This window comes from Paraburkholderia sp. JPY465 (genome assembly GCF_050436725.1).
GTDB lineage: Bacteria > Pseudomonadota > Gammaproteobacteria > Burkholderiales > Burkholderiaceae > Paraburkholderia > Paraburkholderia youngii.
In genome coordinates this window covers 203,361-220,578 of record NZ_JBNDMT010000001.1, presented here as the reverse complement: position 1 = coordinate 220,578, position 17,218 = coordinate 203,361, and the positions used below count along the sequence as shown (strand labels likewise).

Below are 17,218 nucleotides of genomic sequence, written 5' to 3'. Positions count from 1 at the left end.
CCGCAAGCTCCTGCGCCGGCACTGTCAAGTTGGCGAGGTAGTCACGTAAGATGTCACGATGAAGAAAAGAAAATCGCTTTATCACGGCCACCGGTTCCCGGCGGCAATCATTAGCCTCGCGGTTCGGTGGTATTTCCGGTTCCAACTTGGCCTGCGTGATATTGAAGAACTGCTGTTCGAGCGCGGTGTCGTTGTCAGTTACGAGACGATCCGGCTTCGCCCATCGCGTCAAAGCTGCTCGCCGCAAGCCTGGGCGCACATGGCATCTGGACGAAGTCTTCGTTACGTTGGGTTCTGTCGCAGTAAGAGCGAGAGGTCGGCCAAGTCCGATATCGTATGGCGTCCTTATCCAGCCAGTGAATAGAATTGCTGCGCGGGAGTTTGCCCAACGCCGCCGTCGTTCAATTGCCCCTTGACGATCATGTGCATGATTTCGATGCCACCCAGACCCAGGAGAATGCGGGCGCAACGAAATTTCTTGAACCCGAGCATCGGGCGGGTCCGGCGCTTGATCGCGCGGTGGTCCTGCTCGACGATGTTATTCAGATACTTTTTCTGGCGGACCTCGATCGGCAGATTCCGCCTGGCGTTGATCGCCTGCAAGGCAGCCAGATTCGATCCGCTCTTATCGAGCGTCACGGTCTCGCCTGCGTGCGATGCGCCTCGCGAAACCCGCACATCTGGCGTTCCCGCCTACGGGTCGGCTGGTGGCGGTTCTCGGCCCGGTTGTTCACGCGTGCGGCCGCTTTGACGAAAACGTGCTTTACCTGAGCAAGCTCAGGGATATCAGCCTTCGCCGCCGGATAACTGCGCAGCTGGTCGGTAACGATCTTGCGCGGCACCGGGTTTGAACGTAGCACCCGCCGGAAGAAGCGCTTTGCCGCGGCCTTGTCGCGACGCTTTTGCACCAGCACGTCGAGTTCGGCGCCATGCTCGTCGACCGCGCGCCACAGGAGATACGGCTCACCGCGCAGCGTCACGAATACCTCATCTAAATGCCAGGTGCTGCCGGGCTTGGGCCGCACCGCTTTGGCACGCTGAGCGAATCCAGCGCCGAACTTGTCGCACCAGCAACGGATCGTTTCATATGTGACCACAACGCCACGCTCAAGCAACAACTCCTCGATGTGTCGCGCAGGCTCAGGCTGATCCGCAAGTACCAGCGAACGGCGCAACTGATGACAATAGCAGGAAAACGGTGGCCGTGATAAGGCGATTTCATCTTCTTCATCACTTCATTTTACCGTCACATCTCCAGCAACCTGACAGTCCCATCTCGCGCATCAAGCGCTGCATCGGCGAACGCCTGCTGACGCAGGAGCTTGCGTCGCAGGAAGGCGAAGGCACAATCATCGCCAACCCGCTGAACCGGTGGAACGCCTTCGGCAAACCGGTTTGCGTCAAAAATGCATAGTCGCGTCCATAGCACAGGAACTTGTACCCATCCGGACAAAGCCCATCGCATCACGCCGCGTCGGCGTGACGATGCGTCATGTCGCCACGGCCCGCGAGCAGACCGTCAACTGAGATGTCCTCGTCGATCTCGTCCCAATGCAGCCCCCCTGCGCTGATTTCGTAATGCAGCCGCTGCTCGGGCGTTGCGTGCAACAGTCTCGGAAACCAGACAAGCGGAACGCCGAGCGTACGCCCGTCCTCCAGCTCCACCCACATCGCGAAATCGTCGAACCGCAGCTCTCTAGCTGAAGTGCTCATTCCACCTCCTTTCGATCAGTTCGCGGTTCTGCTCCACCGCATCGTAAGCGCAAACTCAAAGGCGTCCTTTCGCGTCTCGACGATTGTGCCCATGATCGCTGGCATCGGATCGTGGAGGAGCGATGGACAGAGAGTCGAAGCGACAGGATTGGGCGGCCCACCTCGCGGCTGCCGAGCGAGATGGCGTGCGGCTGTCAGTGTATGCCCGTGAGCACGGGTTAAATGCCGAGCGTTTGTACGACGCCAGGCGCCGTCAGCGGCGGCGTGCCACTGACAACCTCGACCTTGCCAGATCGCCATTCGCCACAGTACAGGTCGACCCGGCAGCTTGTGGAGTACCGGCGAAGCTCAGCGCGACGCTGCCAAACGGCGTGACGCTTGAACTCAGCTGCGGTGCGGCTGATGCAACGCTCATCAGCGCACTCATTACTTCGCTCGCGCGGACCCGATGTTCCACTTCGACGCTTCGCTGAAGGTGCTGCTGCATCGCGAGCCGGTTGATTTCCGCAAGAGCATCAACGGGCTGGGCGCGATCATCGAGCAGTCATGCTGGCTCGACCCGTTCGCCGCCGTCGTATACGGCTTCACCAACCGCCGGCGTGACCGGATCAAGCTTCTTGTTTGGGATAAGAACGGCTTCTGGCTTTTTCTGAGGCGGCTGGAAGCTGACCGGTTTGTCTGGCCCCGCCGCGAGCAGGCCATCATCGAACTGGGTGTCGAGCAGCTGGAATGGCTGCTCGAGGGCATCAATCTCGATGCGATGAAACGTCATCCGAAGCGAAGCTACCGCCGAGCGGGATAGAACGCCGGACAGACCGGCGGTCTAATACCGCAATGTCCCGCACCGTCACGCTTACCGCCGATCAGTATGACGCGCTCCTTTCGGAGCGCAATGCATTTGCTGTCGCGCGCGAAGCGTTCGCCGCTGAACGCAACGCGTGGATCGAGGAGCGCGCGAACCTGCGCACCGAACTGCGCGTGGTGACCACCGAGCGTGACCTCTATCACGAGCGCCTGAAGCTGTTCCAGCGGCGGCTGTTCGCCGCGAAGAGCGAGGCGCGCGATCCGCGCCAGCGCGACCTGTTCTTCAACGAGGCCGAGGTCCTCTCGCCGGGCGTCGAACCTGCACAGGAGAGCGTTGCCGACGGCAAGGTCGAGGTCGGCGCGCACCAGCGCAAGCGGCGCGGCCGTCGTCTGCTCGATCCGGCGCTGCCGCGCGTGACGGTGCGCCATGACCTAACGGAAGCTGAGCGCACCTGCGAACACGACGGATCGACACTCGTTGAGATCGATGTGCGCGTGCGCGAGCAGCTGGACATCGTTCCCGAGCAGATCCGCGTGATCCGCCATGAGTACCCGTTCTACGCGTGTCCCACCTGCGATCAGGGCATGCGCACCGTGCCGGCCCCGGCGCGCATCATTCCCCGCAGCCGGCGAGGTTCAAAGCTGCGTTACACATTGGGAGGCACCTTGAGTGCCAGGCGATAATGGTGCCCCCATTTTTCCTCTGCGGCATCCATGACTCAAAACACCCGATCTGGCGTCGGCAGACTGAGCGACGACAAACGCAAAGCGATTGCACTTCAGGCCCTCACGCGCACCGAACCCATCAGTGTGCTGGCTGAGCGTAACGGCGTGAGCCGCCCGACGGTCTACCGACAGATCGGCACGGCCAGTGTAGCGCTGGATGAAGCCTTTGATACCACGCGGGCAGCCGACGCAGATCAGGTGCTTTTCATGCTGCCGGTCACCCGCCAATGGCTCGATCAGGTCATCGTGGCGCTCACGATGGTGGGCCACGTTTCGTTTCGCAGTACCCTTGAACTCATGCACGACCTGCTCGGCGTCTCGACCAGCCTGGGCACGATTCACACCGTTCTTCAGCGGGCCGCAAAGCAGGCCATCGCCATCAACGCCGGTATCGATCTCTCACCCATCCGGGTCGGTCTGCACGACGAACTCTTTCAGGGTTCCCAACCCGTGCTCGCCGGTATCGATGTCGCCTCGACCTATTGCTATCTGCTCGCCCCCGAAGCCCATCGCGACGGCGACACCTGGGCCATCCATCTGCTGGATCTGCAGGCACAGGGCCTCGATCCTGAGCACACGATCGCCGATGCGGGAACCGGTCTGCGTGCCGGGCAAAAAATGGCCTGGCCCGATACGCCGTGTCACGGCGACGTATTCCACATCATCCAGCAGGGTAAATCACTAGCGACGCTCTGGCATCGTGTCGCCAGTGGCGCTCGCACCGGGCGCGAGCAGCTCGAAGCGCGTCTGGCCAATCCCCGTCGACGTGGTGAGGATAGCCTCCTCGAAGCCGCGCTGGAAACGCTTCGGCGCAATGAAGCCCATGCGCACGAGCTGGCTGCCGACCTGCGCACCCTGGTTCAGTGGCTCGACGTGACATCCTGTCACTGGCTGGGCCGGACCTCGCGACGCGTCAACGGCTGTTCGATTTCGTGGTTGCCGAACTGCAGCAACGTGAAGCACGGGACCTCTCACGTACAGGGGCATACCGGCGTGCCCTTCAGAACCAGCGCGACGGCCTGCTCGCTTTCGCGGGCCTGCTCGACACAAAACTCGACGCCATTGCACGAACGCACAACGTGGCGCGCCATCTCGTGCGCGAGGTCTGCATGCTGCATCGCAAGTCCGAAACGTCGAGTGCGTTCTGGCAAGGGTGGAATCGCCTGCTAGCCCGCATCGGCCGCCCGTTTCACGGCGTCTACGCCGCCGTATCCGGGGCGCTGCATAGCACACCACGCAGCAGCTCGCTGGTCGAAAATCTCAACTCGCGACTGCGCGTCTACCTGACCAACCGGCGTCATCTGAAGGGCGGGCGGGCCTGGCTTGGTCTGCTGCAGTTTGTCTTCAACCATCGCCGCTTTGCCCGCAGCCGATGCCCTGAGCGAACTGGAAAGAGCCCGAGGGAACTGATGAGCCGCAAGCCTCACGATCACTGGCTGACGCTGCTCGGATTCGGCCCACTCCAGCCTCAGCGAACCTGATATCGGCAGGTCGTCGCCGGCCTCCATTTGAACCGCATTCCTTACTATTCCTGCTTTCTTACGCAGGCTGATTCCGCTCGTCTGTGTAACGCAAAAATCGCGCTTTTTGAACCACGCCGGTTCCCGCATCGGCGATCGTGTGCTCAGGATCGAGGCCCTGTGCCTGCAGGTCCAGCAGATGGATGGCCCAGGTGTCGCCGTCGCGATGGGCTTCGGGGGCGAGCAGATAGCAATAGGTCGAGGCGACATCGATACCGGCGAGCACGGGTTGGGAACCCTGAAAGAGTTCGTCGTGCAGACCGACCCGGATGGGTGAGAGATCGATACCGGCGTTGATGGCGATGGCCTGCTTTGCGGCCCGCTGAAGAACGGTGTGAATCGTGCCCAGGCTGGTCGAGACGCCGAGCAGGTCGTGCATGAGTTCAAGGGTACTGCGAAACGAAACGTGGCCCACCATCGTGAGCGCCACGATGACCTGATCGAGCCATTGGCGGGTGACCGGCAGCATGAAAAGCACCTGATCTGCGTCGGCTGCCCGCGTGGTATCAAAGGCTTCATCCAGCGCTACACTGGCCGTGCCGATCTGTCGGTAGACCGTCGGGCGGCTCACGCCGTTACGCTCAGCCAGCACACTGATGGGTTCGGTGCGCGTGAGGGCCTGAAGTGCAATCGCTTTGCGTTTGTCGTCGCTCAGTCTGCCGACGCCAGATCGGGTGTTTTGAGTCATGGATGCCGCAGAGGAAAAATGGGGGCACCATTATCGCCTGGCACTCAAGGTGCCTCCCAATGTGTAACGCAGCTTTGAACCTCGCCCGCGTTCCCCGACAACCGCATCCTCGGTGCTGCCACGCTCGATCGGCTACGGCATGGCGCCTACCGTGTCGTCATTGAGGGTGAGAGCTTCCGCAAGCCGAAACCGATGCCCGAAAACGGCGAAAACGCGGTTGCCAAATCAGGCAAAAAAACGCATTCTTGAGTCCCTTCGAAATCGCGTTTCGGGGCCATTCCAGGTGGCCTCATTACGCCGATCATCCCCGGCTCGATTACGCCGATCCGTGACACCTGCTCGGTTTGCTGTGGAATCAGCGTTCGGTTTGGCGTGGAATACGCAGCCGATCAGAGTGGGCGCGGCCACAATGGCTGAAAGTGACCCGGCATGTGCGTGTGGAGGATATGCACAAGCGGGCCTTGCTGACCAACAACCGGATGCACTGTGACCCGCCCGCGCTGCTCGAGCTCAATGGTCTGGATGCGGATGTCAAGGCTGTGCGCGAGTCTCGCCCCAGCCGTGTACATGTCGATGAAGTCACGCGCATCGGCCAGGCCCTGCTCATCCAGCACGCTTCGCAATGCCTGCGCTGCCACCTCGAGTTCCCTCGTCTGCTCCGTTTCCACCCCGGGCCGTCGCCTGATGTTGCACACTAACTGAAGAACTGTGTCGAGCAGGCAATTGTTTCCCAGTCCGCTGGCCACCCCCATCTCCGCGTCCGCTTCCGCCAGAAACGCGCCAAGACTGCGATAGTGGCTAGCAGAATCGAACTCCTTCAGGGATCGGCGGACGGACGCCTGGGCGGGCGAGGCACCCGCCAGGGGGCGGGCAGGCGGCTGGACACGTGTGGTGCGCGCAGGGGGGCGGGGGGGCCAGCTGCTGCGAACCGCATGGCCGGAATCCTGGGCCCGCGGCGCTACCGCAGGCGCGCTTCGCGTGGCGTGGTGCGGCCCGGACGGCTGCGGCGGGGTGTTCAGGCCGCGATTGCGTGCCTGATCCGGGGCTGCGCCGCGGTATGGCGGGTTCATCGGGCCAGCGGGCCCTTCACCGGCAGTGGCGGGTTCCGCATAGTGATCGAAGGACCCGATCGTCCCGATGTCCTGCGGGCGCGCCACGCGCGCTGCCGCCTCGCGCAGTTCCTTCTCCAGCTTCTCGCGCGACTCCGCATCAGGCGAGAGCTGGCGCAGCTTTTCGTAGGTCCGGTGACTCTTCTGCTTGACCCGCAGGCTCTCAGGGGTGTGGAACTGGATTTCCCAGTCGGCGTCTTCGCCCTGGACGCGGGTGCGCACGTTCACATTCAGGCCCGCATAGCCGGTGCCCTCACGGGTAAAGCCGTTGTTCACGCGCATGACCGTCATGCCGGCCTGCTCCAGACGGGCGAGAATGCCCTGGGCGCCTCTGGCAAAGCCCTCCGGGTCGAGCAGTACCTCGTAGCGCAGCCCGTCGCGTACCCGCCCGGCGGCCTCCTGCGGTGTTTGCAGACCCTGCTCGCGCTGTATCCGGGCCAGCTTCTCTTTAATGCTTTTCTCCTTCTTGAAGATGAAGCTGCGCCAGTCGTCACCGTCCCGGTCCTTGCGCAACTTCGCGCCGTGGTCCTCCAGCGCCTGCCGCAGCACAGGCCAGACCGTACCCTCCAGACGTTCAGCCTGGCTTCTGATCTGACGGGCCAGCCCCGCAAGCGGGGACGGCATGCCCCGTGCAACTGGCGCCTGGGGCTGGGGCCGCGGCGGAACCGTCAATACCGGATCCGGATCCGGATCCCAGTCCACGATATCCTCCACCCCCGGCGGGACGGCTGATGCCTGGAAGGCCTCGCGCGCCGGCCCGAGCAGCTTCCAGATCTCGTCCCGGTGAGCGCCACCGAATCCACATCGTTGCGCCTGCTTGTACAGGTGGTGGTAGTGCTCCTTGCACCTGAACGTGTGCTCCGTATGAAACTGGATTTCCCATGGGAAGCCCTCCGGATCCTCCAGCGTGACGCTCACCGCCCGGAAAGGGCTGCGTTCCCGGCTGAAGTGATTGTGACACCGCATCAGGGCATGCGCCTTCCCTTCGAGCTGCAGAAGGATCCGGCGATAGTCCGCCATAAACGTATCCGGGGACAGCACCACACTGTAGCGCAGCGCATCGTTGACCCGCGCGCTGGCCTGGGTCAGATCCAGCGGCGGCATGCCGCCAATCAGCTCGGCCAGCTTGTCCTGCAGTGATCCTGGCGATTTCAGCTTTTTCTGTTCGCCCGCCAGATGCGGCCGCCCCCCTTCACGCCCCGGCACCCCGCCATGGCCCAGGATGTCCTTCAGCAGCGGCGTGATCTGCGGCTCGGCCTGGCGGGCGCGCTCATGCAACGCCTGCGCCTGCCGCTGCAGCGCCTGCCGGGAAACCTCTTGCGCCCGTTCGGCCGGCGTAGCCGGTACGCTGAGCAGCTTTGCCTGCTGCAGCGCGTGGACCGCGTCCTGCATGACCCCCGCTGCCATCGTGGGCATGTGCGGCAGCACCGTCTGCGCCCACTGTGGATCGAAACGCCCATCGCGTATTTCTGCCGCCGTCTGCTTGCTGTACGGGACCCGCCGCAGACGCTCCGGGTAGAGGCTTTCCATCCGTTCGCAGCACTCGATGACACCCGTAAACAGATCGGTGCCCGTGTCCGACTTCAGCGCGTCCGTGCCCACCTTGATCGCTATCGTAAAAAGATTGCGCATGGACAGCTCCGGCTCGCCCGGCACCAGCCCCGGCTGCCCGCCGGGGAACGCCGTACGCGAGAGCCGGCACACCGGATAGTTGTCCAGCACCGCGTGCACACGCCCGGCCGTGTCGTGTGCCTGCCCGTAGGCGCTCGCCAGTGCCGGGAACCACTGCGCCAGCGCCGGCGCAAGCGGCGGTGCCTGGACGCTGTCGCCGCCCAGCTGCATGCCCAGCTCGTACAGCAGTTTCGCCGCCTCGTGCGCTTCCGGCTCATGGGCCCGCTCCATCGCCTCACCTGCCTGCGCCTGCAACCACTCCAGCGCTGGTGCATCCCCGTCCCCCCGCAACCGCTTGCGCAGCCCGTTGCGCAGCTCGCGCTCCACCCCGTCGTAGGTGCCGAACATCATGCGTCGCGCCATGGCCTCGCGCTGCTCGTCCGGTTGCGCAAGAAAGCGCATCGCCAGCGTGGCGGCTTTCCCCAGCAGCGCCCCCCCGCGCTGCTCGGCCAGGATTTCGCGTGCCCGTCCTGCGTGGTAGCGGCCCTGCTCATCGAGAGCCGGATGGGCCGTCTTCGGCGGCTTGAACGAGCGCTCCTCGCCCCGCCGCGCCTGGCGCGCCTCCATGACGCGACGGATGTGGGCCGCCAGCGCCGGATAGCCCGCATAGACGAACGCATCGTCCCCGTCCGTGTCCATGTTCCGCTTGCGCAGCTCCGCAATCGGCAGCGCCCCAAGCCGCCCCGGCAGCAGCACGTCCTTGACCCGCAGGCTGCCCGTGCTGAGCATCTGCCGCGGCAGCGCGTCGCGCTCGCGCCCGCGCCCGCCCGTCCAGCGCGACAGCGTCTTCAGGTCCTCCCGCGAACAGGCCAGGTGCAGCCCCGCATGCTCCTTGGGCCAGTATTCCGGCGGCACAATGATCAGCATGCCCTTGCTGTGCAGCATCTCGGCGCCCTCCGCCGAATCCTCATTGAATCCCGTATAGCTGTACTGGATGGCGAAGCACTGCTCCAGAAACCGGGCCGTCACGTCCCCCTGGCCGGGCGTAACGACCTGCGCGGCCCCAATGGGCAACAGGTTCTCCTTGTCGTAGGGCGGCTTGCCCACCAGCACATCGCCCTGCAATTCCTCGAAGCCCGGCAGGGGAATCGACGGCAGGTACAGCCTGTCGTCAGCCGAGGGCACCGCGCGGATGCGCCGCCCCTGATAACCCCCGCTGACGGCCAGCTGGTACAGCGTCAGGCGGCCCACCTCCGGCGATACCTGCCTGTCCAACCCGTCCAGCCTGCGCTGCATCGCCTCGCGCGCTTCCCCCAGCGCCGCCTCGTCCCGCGGGAAATGCATCAGCGCCTGCGGCGGCATCGCGTTGAACCCGGGCTCCTGGCCCTCCACCAGCTTGCGCTGTGCCTCGCTGCCCCGTTCCTGCCGGACTGCCTGCCATGCCTCGATATGGTCGCGCACCACCGGAATGCGCATCGCCACATCCCATCCCAGAAACCCGCAGCCGTCATTCGGACACAGCGCGATGCGCTCGCCCTGCGGCCCCTGCAGCCTGAACGGGTGCTGCGCCCCGGACACGTCCTCAAACCAGCCCAGCCGCAACGTGCCCTCCACCACATGGTCATGCGGCACCATCTCCATGAGCGCCCGTTGCATGCGCGACCAGTCCTCGCGCTGCGGCGCCAGCTTCTGTGCCAGCTCCATGAAGGCGCTGCCGGGGACGCTGTCGGCATACCGCACCGCCGGCAGCACCGAAGCCGACGCGCTGCGGCCCTCGGCGAGGTCCCGGGCTGACGTCTGCCGCCCCCGTGTCAGGCGGCTGCCGCCGAACATGTCGAAGCGCCAGGGCTCGCCGTTATACTGGAACGTGCGCGCCAGCATGAAGCCGCTTAACGCGCCCGGCAGCCGCACCTCCACCAGGGGCTCGCCCGTCAGACGGGCATAAAAGGAGTAGTCACGCCGCTCCCCGCCGGACGACGCGGCGGGCTCCAGCTCCCGTCCCTGCAGGTCGACCGTCACATGCCGGGTGTCGCCCACACCCGGTCCGGGTCGCTCCACGTTTCCCGCCGCTGTGCGCAGGCTCGCGTGGCACGCTGCCAGATCGAACCGGCGAGGGGGGTAACGCCCCGTGAGGTCCGCCAGATGCGCCTCGCTGGCCAGCCGCAGATCCAGTGCGTCCAGGATCGCCTCATCCGCCTCGATCTGCGCAATCAGGTTCCAGCTCATTTCCTGCAGGTCCGCCTCGATGAGCTCGCGCGTCCTGTCCAGCGTCTGTCGCACCCACTGCTTCAGGGTCTCCCGTCGCGCCTTCACCAGCTCGTGTCCGCCGCCGATGTAGCTCACCTTCCACTGGCGGGCCACCAGACTGTATGCCTTGAGCACCTGATACAGGGACAGGGCCGCACAGCGCGTGCCGCACGCTTCGTCGCCGTCCTTCAGGCGCAGCCCGGCACGGGCGCCTGCCCCCCCGGGGGCCTGGCGCAGATACGCGTCGATCTTGCGCGCCACGACCGGCTGCAGCGCCTCGAAGGTCTGCAGCGCGTCCACCCGGTGGCGCTTCAGCTGCGCGCTGCGCGCCAGCGGCAGCAGCCCCATGCACAGGTTGCCTACGCTTTCCAGCGGTTCATCGCGCAGGCCCCCGGCACCGCACAGCGCCCGGACCCGTTCCAGCGCTGTCGCGCCGAGCGGCCGTAGCGCGTCGTGCATCCGCAGCTGGGCGAATGCCTTGAGCAGCAAACCCACGCCGCGGCCCTCGGCGCTGTCGAAGCGTTCCGGGCGCAGCGCCAGGTGCGCCGCGACCCCCATCAGTACACTGCGTGCGAGCCCGGCGTCCCCGTCTTCGTCCCCACCCGGCCGCGCCAGTGCGTTGGCAATCTGCGCGAGCTGGCCGAAACCGAACGCATTCCACGCGAGCGGAGGCCGGCCCAGGCGTGCCGCCAGCAGCCTGGCCGCCTCCCGCAGGCCGTTCTCCTGCGGCCATCTGGACAGCGCATTCAGGGCCTCGGCTACATGCTGCGCGCTCATCGCCCTGCGCAGCACCTCGTCGGTGGCGACCCGCTGCACCAGGGCCCGCACCGCGGCCCGTGCTTCGGCCTCCTGCGGCCATCTGGACAGCGCATTCAGGGCCTCGGCTACATGCTGCGCGCTCATCGCCCTGCGCAGCACCTCGTCGGTGGCGACCCGCCTGGCCAGGGCCCGCACCGCGGCCCACGCTTCGGGCGCCTCCGGCCACTTTGACAGCCCATTCAGCGCCATCCCCACTTCCTGCGCGGTCAACGACCGGCATAGCGCCTCGTCGGTGGCAACCCGTTGCGCCAGGGCCCGCACCGCAGCCCACGCGTCGGGCGCCTGCGGCCATCTGGACAGCGCATTCAGGGCCTCGGCTACATCCCGCGCGCTCATCGCCCTGCGCAGCGCCTCGTCAGTGGCAACCCGCCTGGCCAGGGCCCGCACCGCAGCCCACGCGTCGGGCGCCTGCGGCCATCTGGACAGCGCATTCAGGGCCTGCGCCACGTCCTGTGCGTTCATCGACCTGCACAGCGCCTCGTCGGTGGCAACCCGCCTGGCCAGGGCCCGCACCGCAGCCCACACTTCGGGCGCCTCCGGCCACTTTGACAGCGCATTCAGGGCCTCGGCCACATCCCGCGCGCTCAACGACCTGCGCAGCGCCTCGTCGGTGGCCACCCGTTGCGCCAGCACCCGCACCGCAGCCCACGCTTCGGGCTTGTCCGGCCACTTTGACAGCCCATTCAGCGCCATCCCCACTGCCTGTGGGTTCAACGACTGGCACAGCGCCTCGTCAGTGGCGACCCGCCTGGCCAAGGCCCGCACCGCGGCCCACGCTTCGGGCGCCTCCGGCCATCTGGACAGCGCATTCAGGGCCAGCGCCACATGCTGCGCGTTCATCGACCTGCGCAGCGCCTCGTCGGTGGCGATCCGCCTAGCCAGGGCCCGCACAGCAGCCCACGCTTCGGGCGCCTCCGGCCACTTCGAGAGGGCATTAAGCAGGTTTGAGACGTCCTGGCTGTTCAGCCTGTCGATCTGGCCGTCCGCTCGAAGATGCCCGACAAGACGCACCACCGCTTTGCGGCACGTCCCATGTTGCGCCGCCTTGGACAGCGCATTGCCCAGAAGGGCCGCCTCCCTGGCCCGGAGCCCGTTCGCCGCGTCCGGCCTCAGCACGTGCGTTGCGATACGTTCCAGCGCCAGCCGGCAGATTTCACTGTCAGCATGCTTGCTCAGCTTGTTGGCAAGATGGGCGTAACGTACAGCCGGCAGGTCCTCAAACCAGTCGGTGTCCACGACATAGTGCGCCGCCAGTTCCACAGCCTCACGGACTTTCCTGCCGCCTCCAAACCGGCCTTGCGGTATCTGCAGTTTCTGCAGATACCGATCCAGAAAGTGCACGTTCTCGCCAGCATGCTCCGGGCATAGAAAGACCAGCGCGCGCCCGTAGCCATTACGTTGCGCGAGCACGTTGTCCGTTGCCATGCGGAAACATCGTTGCGGAAAGCCATCATCCCGCCTGTCCCGGGACAGCAGCTCTTGCTGCTCGTGCCGTTGCTTCACGAGCCGCTGGAACGCGTGTTGCGGAGATGCCGGATATGTCAGGTGCCTCGCCAGGCACGGGCTGCGGCGCTGCGATTCATACGGGCCGATGCGTGCCCTAGTACGCTCCCTGTCATCCAGCGCATCCTCCGGATCTCGCAGCGTTCGCTTACGCGAAGAGCCCGCTGTCTGAGCCCGGGACTCCTGCGCCCCGCTTCCCGCCAGGACCGGCCGATGCGGATAACCGGGCTGGTAATGCGCGCCCGGACGCGATGACGAGGGCCCCGGCTGGCTCCGCCCGCGGGCCAGCTCCCCCTCCTTGTCCGACTCGGGCCTCTCGGGCCTCTCGCGCCACTGGCGCCGGGGCAACGCGCGCAAGGGATCCCCCGCGTGCTCTTCGCCGCCATGAGCCCGGGAGGAGAACGCCCGCTGCCGCTGGGCGCCCGGATAAGCCTGCATCCCGCGCGGCTGGCGACGTACGGGTAGCGCCGCCAGCCGCATGTCAAGGGCCGGACCTGTGTGCCGATCCGCGCGCCCCCCTGGCCCCGTCCCGGATAGCCTGGGTGCTGATTCCTCAACCCCTTCATTGTCACCACCATCATCTGGACTTACTGGCCTGTCGATTTTCATTGCGGCATATCCTGGGCTTTGCAGGGCATTGTCACGTTAAGGGCTTTGTCGCAATAGGCTTTGTCCGGATGGGTACGAGTTCCCGTGCCATGGACGCGACGGCGTGGTTCAAAAAGCGCGATTTTTGCGTTACACAGACGAGCGGAAGCAGCCTGCGTAAGAAAGCAGGAATAATAAGGATTGCGGTTCAAATGGAGGCCGGCGACGACCTGCCGATATCAGGTTCGCTGAGGCTGGAGTGGGCCGAATCCGAGCAGCGTCAGCCAGTGATCGTGAGGCTTGCGGCTCATCAGTTCCCTCGGGCTCTTTCCAGTTCGCTCAGGGCATCGGCTGCGGGCAAAGCGGCGATGGTTGAAGACAAACTGCAGCAGACCAAGCCAGGCCCGCCCGCCCTTCAGATGACGCCGGTTGGTCAGGTAGACGCGCAGTCGCGAGTTGAGATTTTCGACCAGCGAGCTGCTGCGTGGTGTGCTATGCAGCGCCCCGGATACGGCGGCGTAGACGCCGTGAAACGGGCGGCCGATGCGGGCTAGCAGGCGATTCCACCCTTGCCAGAACGCACTCGACGTTTCGGACTTGCGATGCAGCATGCAGACCTCGCGCACGAGATGGCGCGCCACGTTGTGCGTTCGTGCAATGGCGTCGAGTTTTGTGTCGAGCAGGCCCGCGAAAGCGAGCAGGCCGTCGCGCTGGTTCTGAAGGGCACGCCGGTATGCCCCTGTACGTGACAGGTCCCGTGCTTCACGTTGCTGCAGTTCGGCAACCACGAAATCGAACAGCCGTTGACGCGTCGCGAGGTCCGGCCCAGCCAGTGACAGGATGTCACGTTCGAGCCACTGAACCAGGGTGCGCAGGTCGGCAGCCAGCTCGTGCGCATGGGCTTCATTGCGCCGAAGCGTTTCCAGCGCGGCTTCGAGGAGGCTATCCTCACCACGTCGACGGGGATTGGCCAGACGCGCTTCGAGCTGCTCGCGCCCGGTGCGAGCGCCACTGGCGACACGATGCCAGAGCGTCGCTAGTGATTTACCCTGCTGGATGATGTGGAATACGTCGCCGTGACACGGCGTATCGGGCCAGGCCATTTTTTGCCCGGCACGCAGACCGGTTCCCGCATCGGCGATCGTGTGCTCAGGATCGAGGCCCTGTGCCTGCAGATCCAGCAGATGGATGGCCCAGGTGTCGCCGTCGCGATGGGCTTCGGGGGCGAGCAGATAGCAATAGGTCGAGGCGACATCGATACCGGCGAGCACGGGTTGGGAACCCTGAAAGAGTTCGTCGTGCAGACCGACCCGGATGGGTGAGAGATCGATACCGGCGTTGATGGCGATGGCCTGCTTTGCGGCCCGCTGAAGAACGGTGTGAATCGTGCCCAGGCTGGTCGAGACGCCGAGCAGGTCGTGCATGAGTTCAAGGGTACTGCGAAACGAAACGTGGCCCACCATCGTGAGCGCCACGATGACCTGATCGAGCCATTGGCGGGTGACCGGCAGCATGAAAAGCACCTGATCTGCGTCGGCTGCCCGCGTGGTATCAAAGGCTTCATCCAGCGCTACACTGGCCGTGCCGATCTGTCGGTAGACCGTCGGGCGGCTCACGCCGTTACGCTCAGCCAGCACACTGATGGGTTCGGTGCGCGTGAGGGCCTGAAGTGCAATCGCTTTGCGTTTGTCGTCGCTCAGTCTGCCGACGCCAGATCGGGTGTTTTGAGTCATGGATGCCGCAGAGGAAAAATGGGGGCACCATTATCGCCTGGCACTCAAGGTGCCTCCCAATGTGTAACGCAGCTTTGAACCTCGCCTTATTCCCCATATAAGAACTGAGCGTGCCTGCCGCGTGCTCCGAGGTCATCTTTTCTTCTCCTGATGCTGCAGCCTTACCACCGCCCGAGCCTTCTCCTGATGCTGCGCCTATGTCATCCAACAATCGCAGTATGTCTGCCGCAATTCGGTCCTGACTGGCATTGACACTCCCGGAGTCCGACTGTGTGTAGGGATCAGTAAACGTCAACTGAGCGTTTTCTCGGGGATTGGTCTCGATAGTCGCCATTGTTTTTTCTCTCTCAACTGGTTGTGGTTTCCGGGAGATTTCAGCGGATATCCGTTGAAGGTACCAATGGTGCATGAAGGGCCCTGCATGGAAAGATGCGCAGGGCGAAGTGATGGTCCGAGGGGCGAAGTGCTCGAGATGGTGTCGGCACGCGTGGCCGCCGCGCAAGCGGCCCTCTTGAACAAAGCCGGGTCAGTACAGCTTCGTCAGACACGCATTCTAGCGTCCCCGCACTTATGCGACAGAACCGGTCAATCTCAGTTCATGCCTTCGCTATCGAGTCAGCCACTTCGCGTTATGTGCCGGTGGCAGGAGTGAATCATGCCAACAATAACTTGGTCTTTAACGCAACCGGAACTTGCCCATGGTCCCCCCTGTTCGCGGGATGAGCCCTGCCACGTCAGCCTTCCAGACCTCTACGGAAGAAAGCGGCAATCCCAGCAATCCCACCAGCCGGCCCACTTCGAATCCATCTCCGCAGGCAAGTGCGCCTGGTGCCTTGACCGGTTTGTTACGACTGCCGCCTGGAATAACCCAGGATATTGCAGGGCGGATCGATCCTCGCAGCCGTATCGTGCTGGCAGGCACCAACCGACAGTTGCGCTCGCAACTCAGGGATGAGCGGCAAGCTGTAAGGATTATCGTCCGGGATGCGCCGCGCGTGAGAACGAATCAGGGGTTCGATGCCGTGTTGCAGCGCATCGGGGAACTTCCGGTGTATCTACGAGGTGAGGCGCTGGAGCCACTCGGCGACCGTATCTGGTCCTTGCCGCAAGCGGCCCAGGCAACGCAGTTCGACAGGGTGTTCGGCGCCATCGGGCAACTGCCTGACCAACACCGCCCCGCCCCGCTGGCCGCGCTCGGCCGCCAGATTGATGCCCTGCCGCAAGCGGCCCGGACCGCGCAGTTCGACAGAGTACTTAGCGCCATCGGGCAACTGCCTGACCAACACCGCAGCGACCCGCTGGCCGCACTCGGTGACCGTATCTGGTCCCTGCCCCAGGCAGCCCGGATAGCGCAGTTCGACAGCGCGCTCGGCGCCATCGGGCAGCTGCCTGCCCAACACCGCAGCGTCCCGCTGGCCGCACTCGGTCGCCAGATTCATGCCCTGCCGCAAGCGGCCCGGACAGCGCAGTTCGACAGAGTACTTAGCGCCATCGGGCAACTGCCTGACCAACACCGCAGCGACCCGCTGGCCGCACTCGGTCGCCAGATCCATGCCTTGCGGCAAGCAGGCCAGACAGCGCAGTTCGACAGTGTGCTCGACGCCATCGGGCAGCTGCCTGCTCAACACCGCAGCGACCCGCTGGCCGCACTCGGTGACCGTATCTGGTCCCTGCCCCAGGCAGCCCGGATAGCGCAGTTCGACAGCGCGCTCGGCGCCATCGGGCAGCTGCCTGCCCAACACCGCAGCGTCCCGCTGGCCGTACTCGGTCGCCAGATTCATGCCCTGCCGCAAGCGGCCCAGACAGCGCAGTTCGACAGAGTACTTAGCGCCATCGGGCAACTGCCTGACCAACACCGCAGCGACCCGCTGGCCGCACTCGGTCGCCAGATCGATGCCCTGCCGCAAGCGGCCCGGACAGCGCGGTTTGACAGCGTGTTCGGCGCCATCGGACAACTGCCTCCCGAACACCGCAGCGACCCGCTGGCCGCACTCGGTCGCCAGATCGATGCCCTGCCGCAAGCGGCCCGGACAGCGCGGTTTGACAGCGTGTTCGGCGCCATCGGACAACTGCCTCCCGAACACCGCAGCGCCGTTCTGGCGGTGCTCGCTCGGGGGCGAATCGGTTAAGCGATCGCGCGGTTGGGCTTTGTCCGGG

Annotated in this window: 10 protein-coding genes and 5 pseudogenes; 9 read left to right on the top strand and 6 right to left on the bottom strand. The window is 64.9% G+C overall.

Annotated elements, in window-relative coordinates:
- Positions 1–58: 58 nt before the first annotated feature.
- Positions 59–290 (top strand): annotated as a pseudogene (locus QFZ94_RS01070) (IS6 family transposase); the annotation flags it as partial.
- A 55-nt stretch (positions 291–345) separates the two neighbouring features.
- Here QFZ94_RS01070 and QFZ94_RS01065 read toward each other — a convergent pair.
- Both QFZ94_RS01065 and QFZ94_RS01060 read right to left on the bottom strand, forming a co-directional pair.
- Positions 346–645, bottom strand: a pseudogene (locus QFZ94_RS01065) (DDE-type integrase/transposase/recombinase); the annotation flags it as partial.
- A pseudogene (locus QFZ94_RS01060) lies at positions 645–1,231 on the bottom strand (IS6 family transposase); the annotation flags it as partial. The pseudogenes QFZ94_RS01065 and QFZ94_RS01060, both read right to left, overlap by 1 nt.
- Here QFZ94_RS01060 and QFZ94_RS01055 point away from each other — a divergent pair.
- Positions 1,199–1,414: a hypothetical protein gene (locus QFZ94_RS01055; RefSeq protein WP_429455333.1), complete on the top strand. Its 216-nt coding sequence runs from the start codon at positions 1,199–1,201 to the stop codon at positions 1,412–1,414. The pseudogene QFZ94_RS01060 and the gene QFZ94_RS01055 sit on opposite strands and share 33 nt — an antisense overlap.
- 50 nt (positions 1,415–1,464) lie before the next feature.
- On the opposite strand, the gene QFZ94_RS01050 is transcribed toward QFZ94_RS01055, so the two are convergent.
- Positions 1,465–1,713, bottom strand: a complete 249-nt coding sequence (locus QFZ94_RS01050) for a DUF2442 domain-containing protein (RefSeq protein ID WP_429455331.1) — start codon at positions 1,711–1,713, stop codon at positions 1,465–1,467.
- A gap of 122 nt (positions 1,714–1,835) precedes the next feature.
- Here QFZ94_RS01050 and tnpA point away from each other — a divergent pair, with 122 nt between their 5' ends.
- From tnpA to QFZ94_RS01025, 5 genes and pseudogenes are all read left to right on the top strand, one after another.
- Entirely contained in the window at positions 1,836–2,186 is a 351-nt protein-coding gene (gene tnpA, locus QFZ94_RS01045) for an IS66 family insertion sequence element accessory protein TnpA (protein WP_429455329.1), read from the top strand.
- Entirely contained in the window at positions 2,162–2,515 is a 354-nt protein-coding gene (gene tnpB / locus QFZ94_RS01040; protein WP_429455327.1) for an IS66 family insertion sequence element accessory protein TnpB, read from the top strand. Before tnpA ends, tnpB begins: the two co-directional genes overlap by 25 nt.
- A gap of 32 nt (positions 2,516–2,547) precedes the next feature.
- Positions 2,548–3,141, top strand: a pseudogene (locus tag QFZ94_RS01035) (IS66 family transposase zinc-finger binding domain-containing protein); the annotation flags it as partial.
- A 90-nt stretch (positions 3,142–3,231) separates the two neighbouring features.
- Complete coding sequence (locus QFZ94_RS01030; protein WP_429455325.1) at positions 3,232–4,413, top strand: hypothetical protein; 1,182 nt, start codon at positions 3,232–3,234, stop codon at positions 4,411–4,413.
- Complete coding sequence (locus QFZ94_RS01025) at positions 4,353–4,724, top strand: hypothetical protein (protein ID WP_429455109.1); 372 nt, start codon at positions 4,353–4,355, stop codon at positions 4,722–4,724. Before QFZ94_RS01030 ends, QFZ94_RS01025 begins: the two co-directional genes overlap by 61 nt.
- A 58-nt stretch (positions 4,725–4,782) precedes the next feature.
- On the opposite strand, the gene QFZ94_RS01020 is transcribed toward QFZ94_RS01025, so the two are convergent.
- Complete coding sequence (locus tag QFZ94_RS01020; RefSeq protein ID WP_429455324.1) at positions 4,783–5,451, bottom strand: hypothetical protein; 669 nt, start codon at positions 5,449–5,451, stop codon at positions 4,783–4,785.
- An 87-nt stretch (positions 5,452–5,538) separates the two neighbouring features.
- Between QFZ94_RS01020 and QFZ94_RS01015 the strand changes: the two are divergent.
- A pseudogene (locus tag QFZ94_RS01015) lies at positions 5,539–5,700 on the top strand (ATP-binding protein); the annotation flags it as partial.
- Positions 5,701–5,840: 140 nt separating this feature from the next.
- Here QFZ94_RS01015 and xopAD read toward each other — a convergent pair.
- A complete protein-coding gene (xopAD, locus tag QFZ94_RS01010; protein WP_429455322.1) occupies positions 5,841–13,178 on the bottom strand; it encodes a XopAD/skwp family type III secretion system effector in 7,338 nt (2,445 codons plus the stop codon).
- Between the two features lie 389 nt (positions 13,179–13,567).
- A complete protein-coding gene (locus tag QFZ94_RS01005) occupies positions 13,568–15,061 on the bottom strand; it encodes a hypothetical protein (RefSeq protein ID WP_429455144.1) in 1,494 nt (497 codons plus the stop codon).
- 908 nt (positions 15,062–15,969) lie between these two features.
- Here QFZ94_RS01005 and QFZ94_RS01000 point away from each other — a divergent pair.
- Positions 15,970–17,190 carry a hypothetical protein gene (locus QFZ94_RS01000; protein WP_429455320.1) on the top strand — a complete coding sequence of 407 codons (1,221 nt, stop codon included), beginning with the start codon at positions 15,970–15,972 and terminating at the stop codon, positions 17,188–17,190.
- The last annotated feature ends 28 nt before the right edge of the window (positions 17,191–17,218 follow it).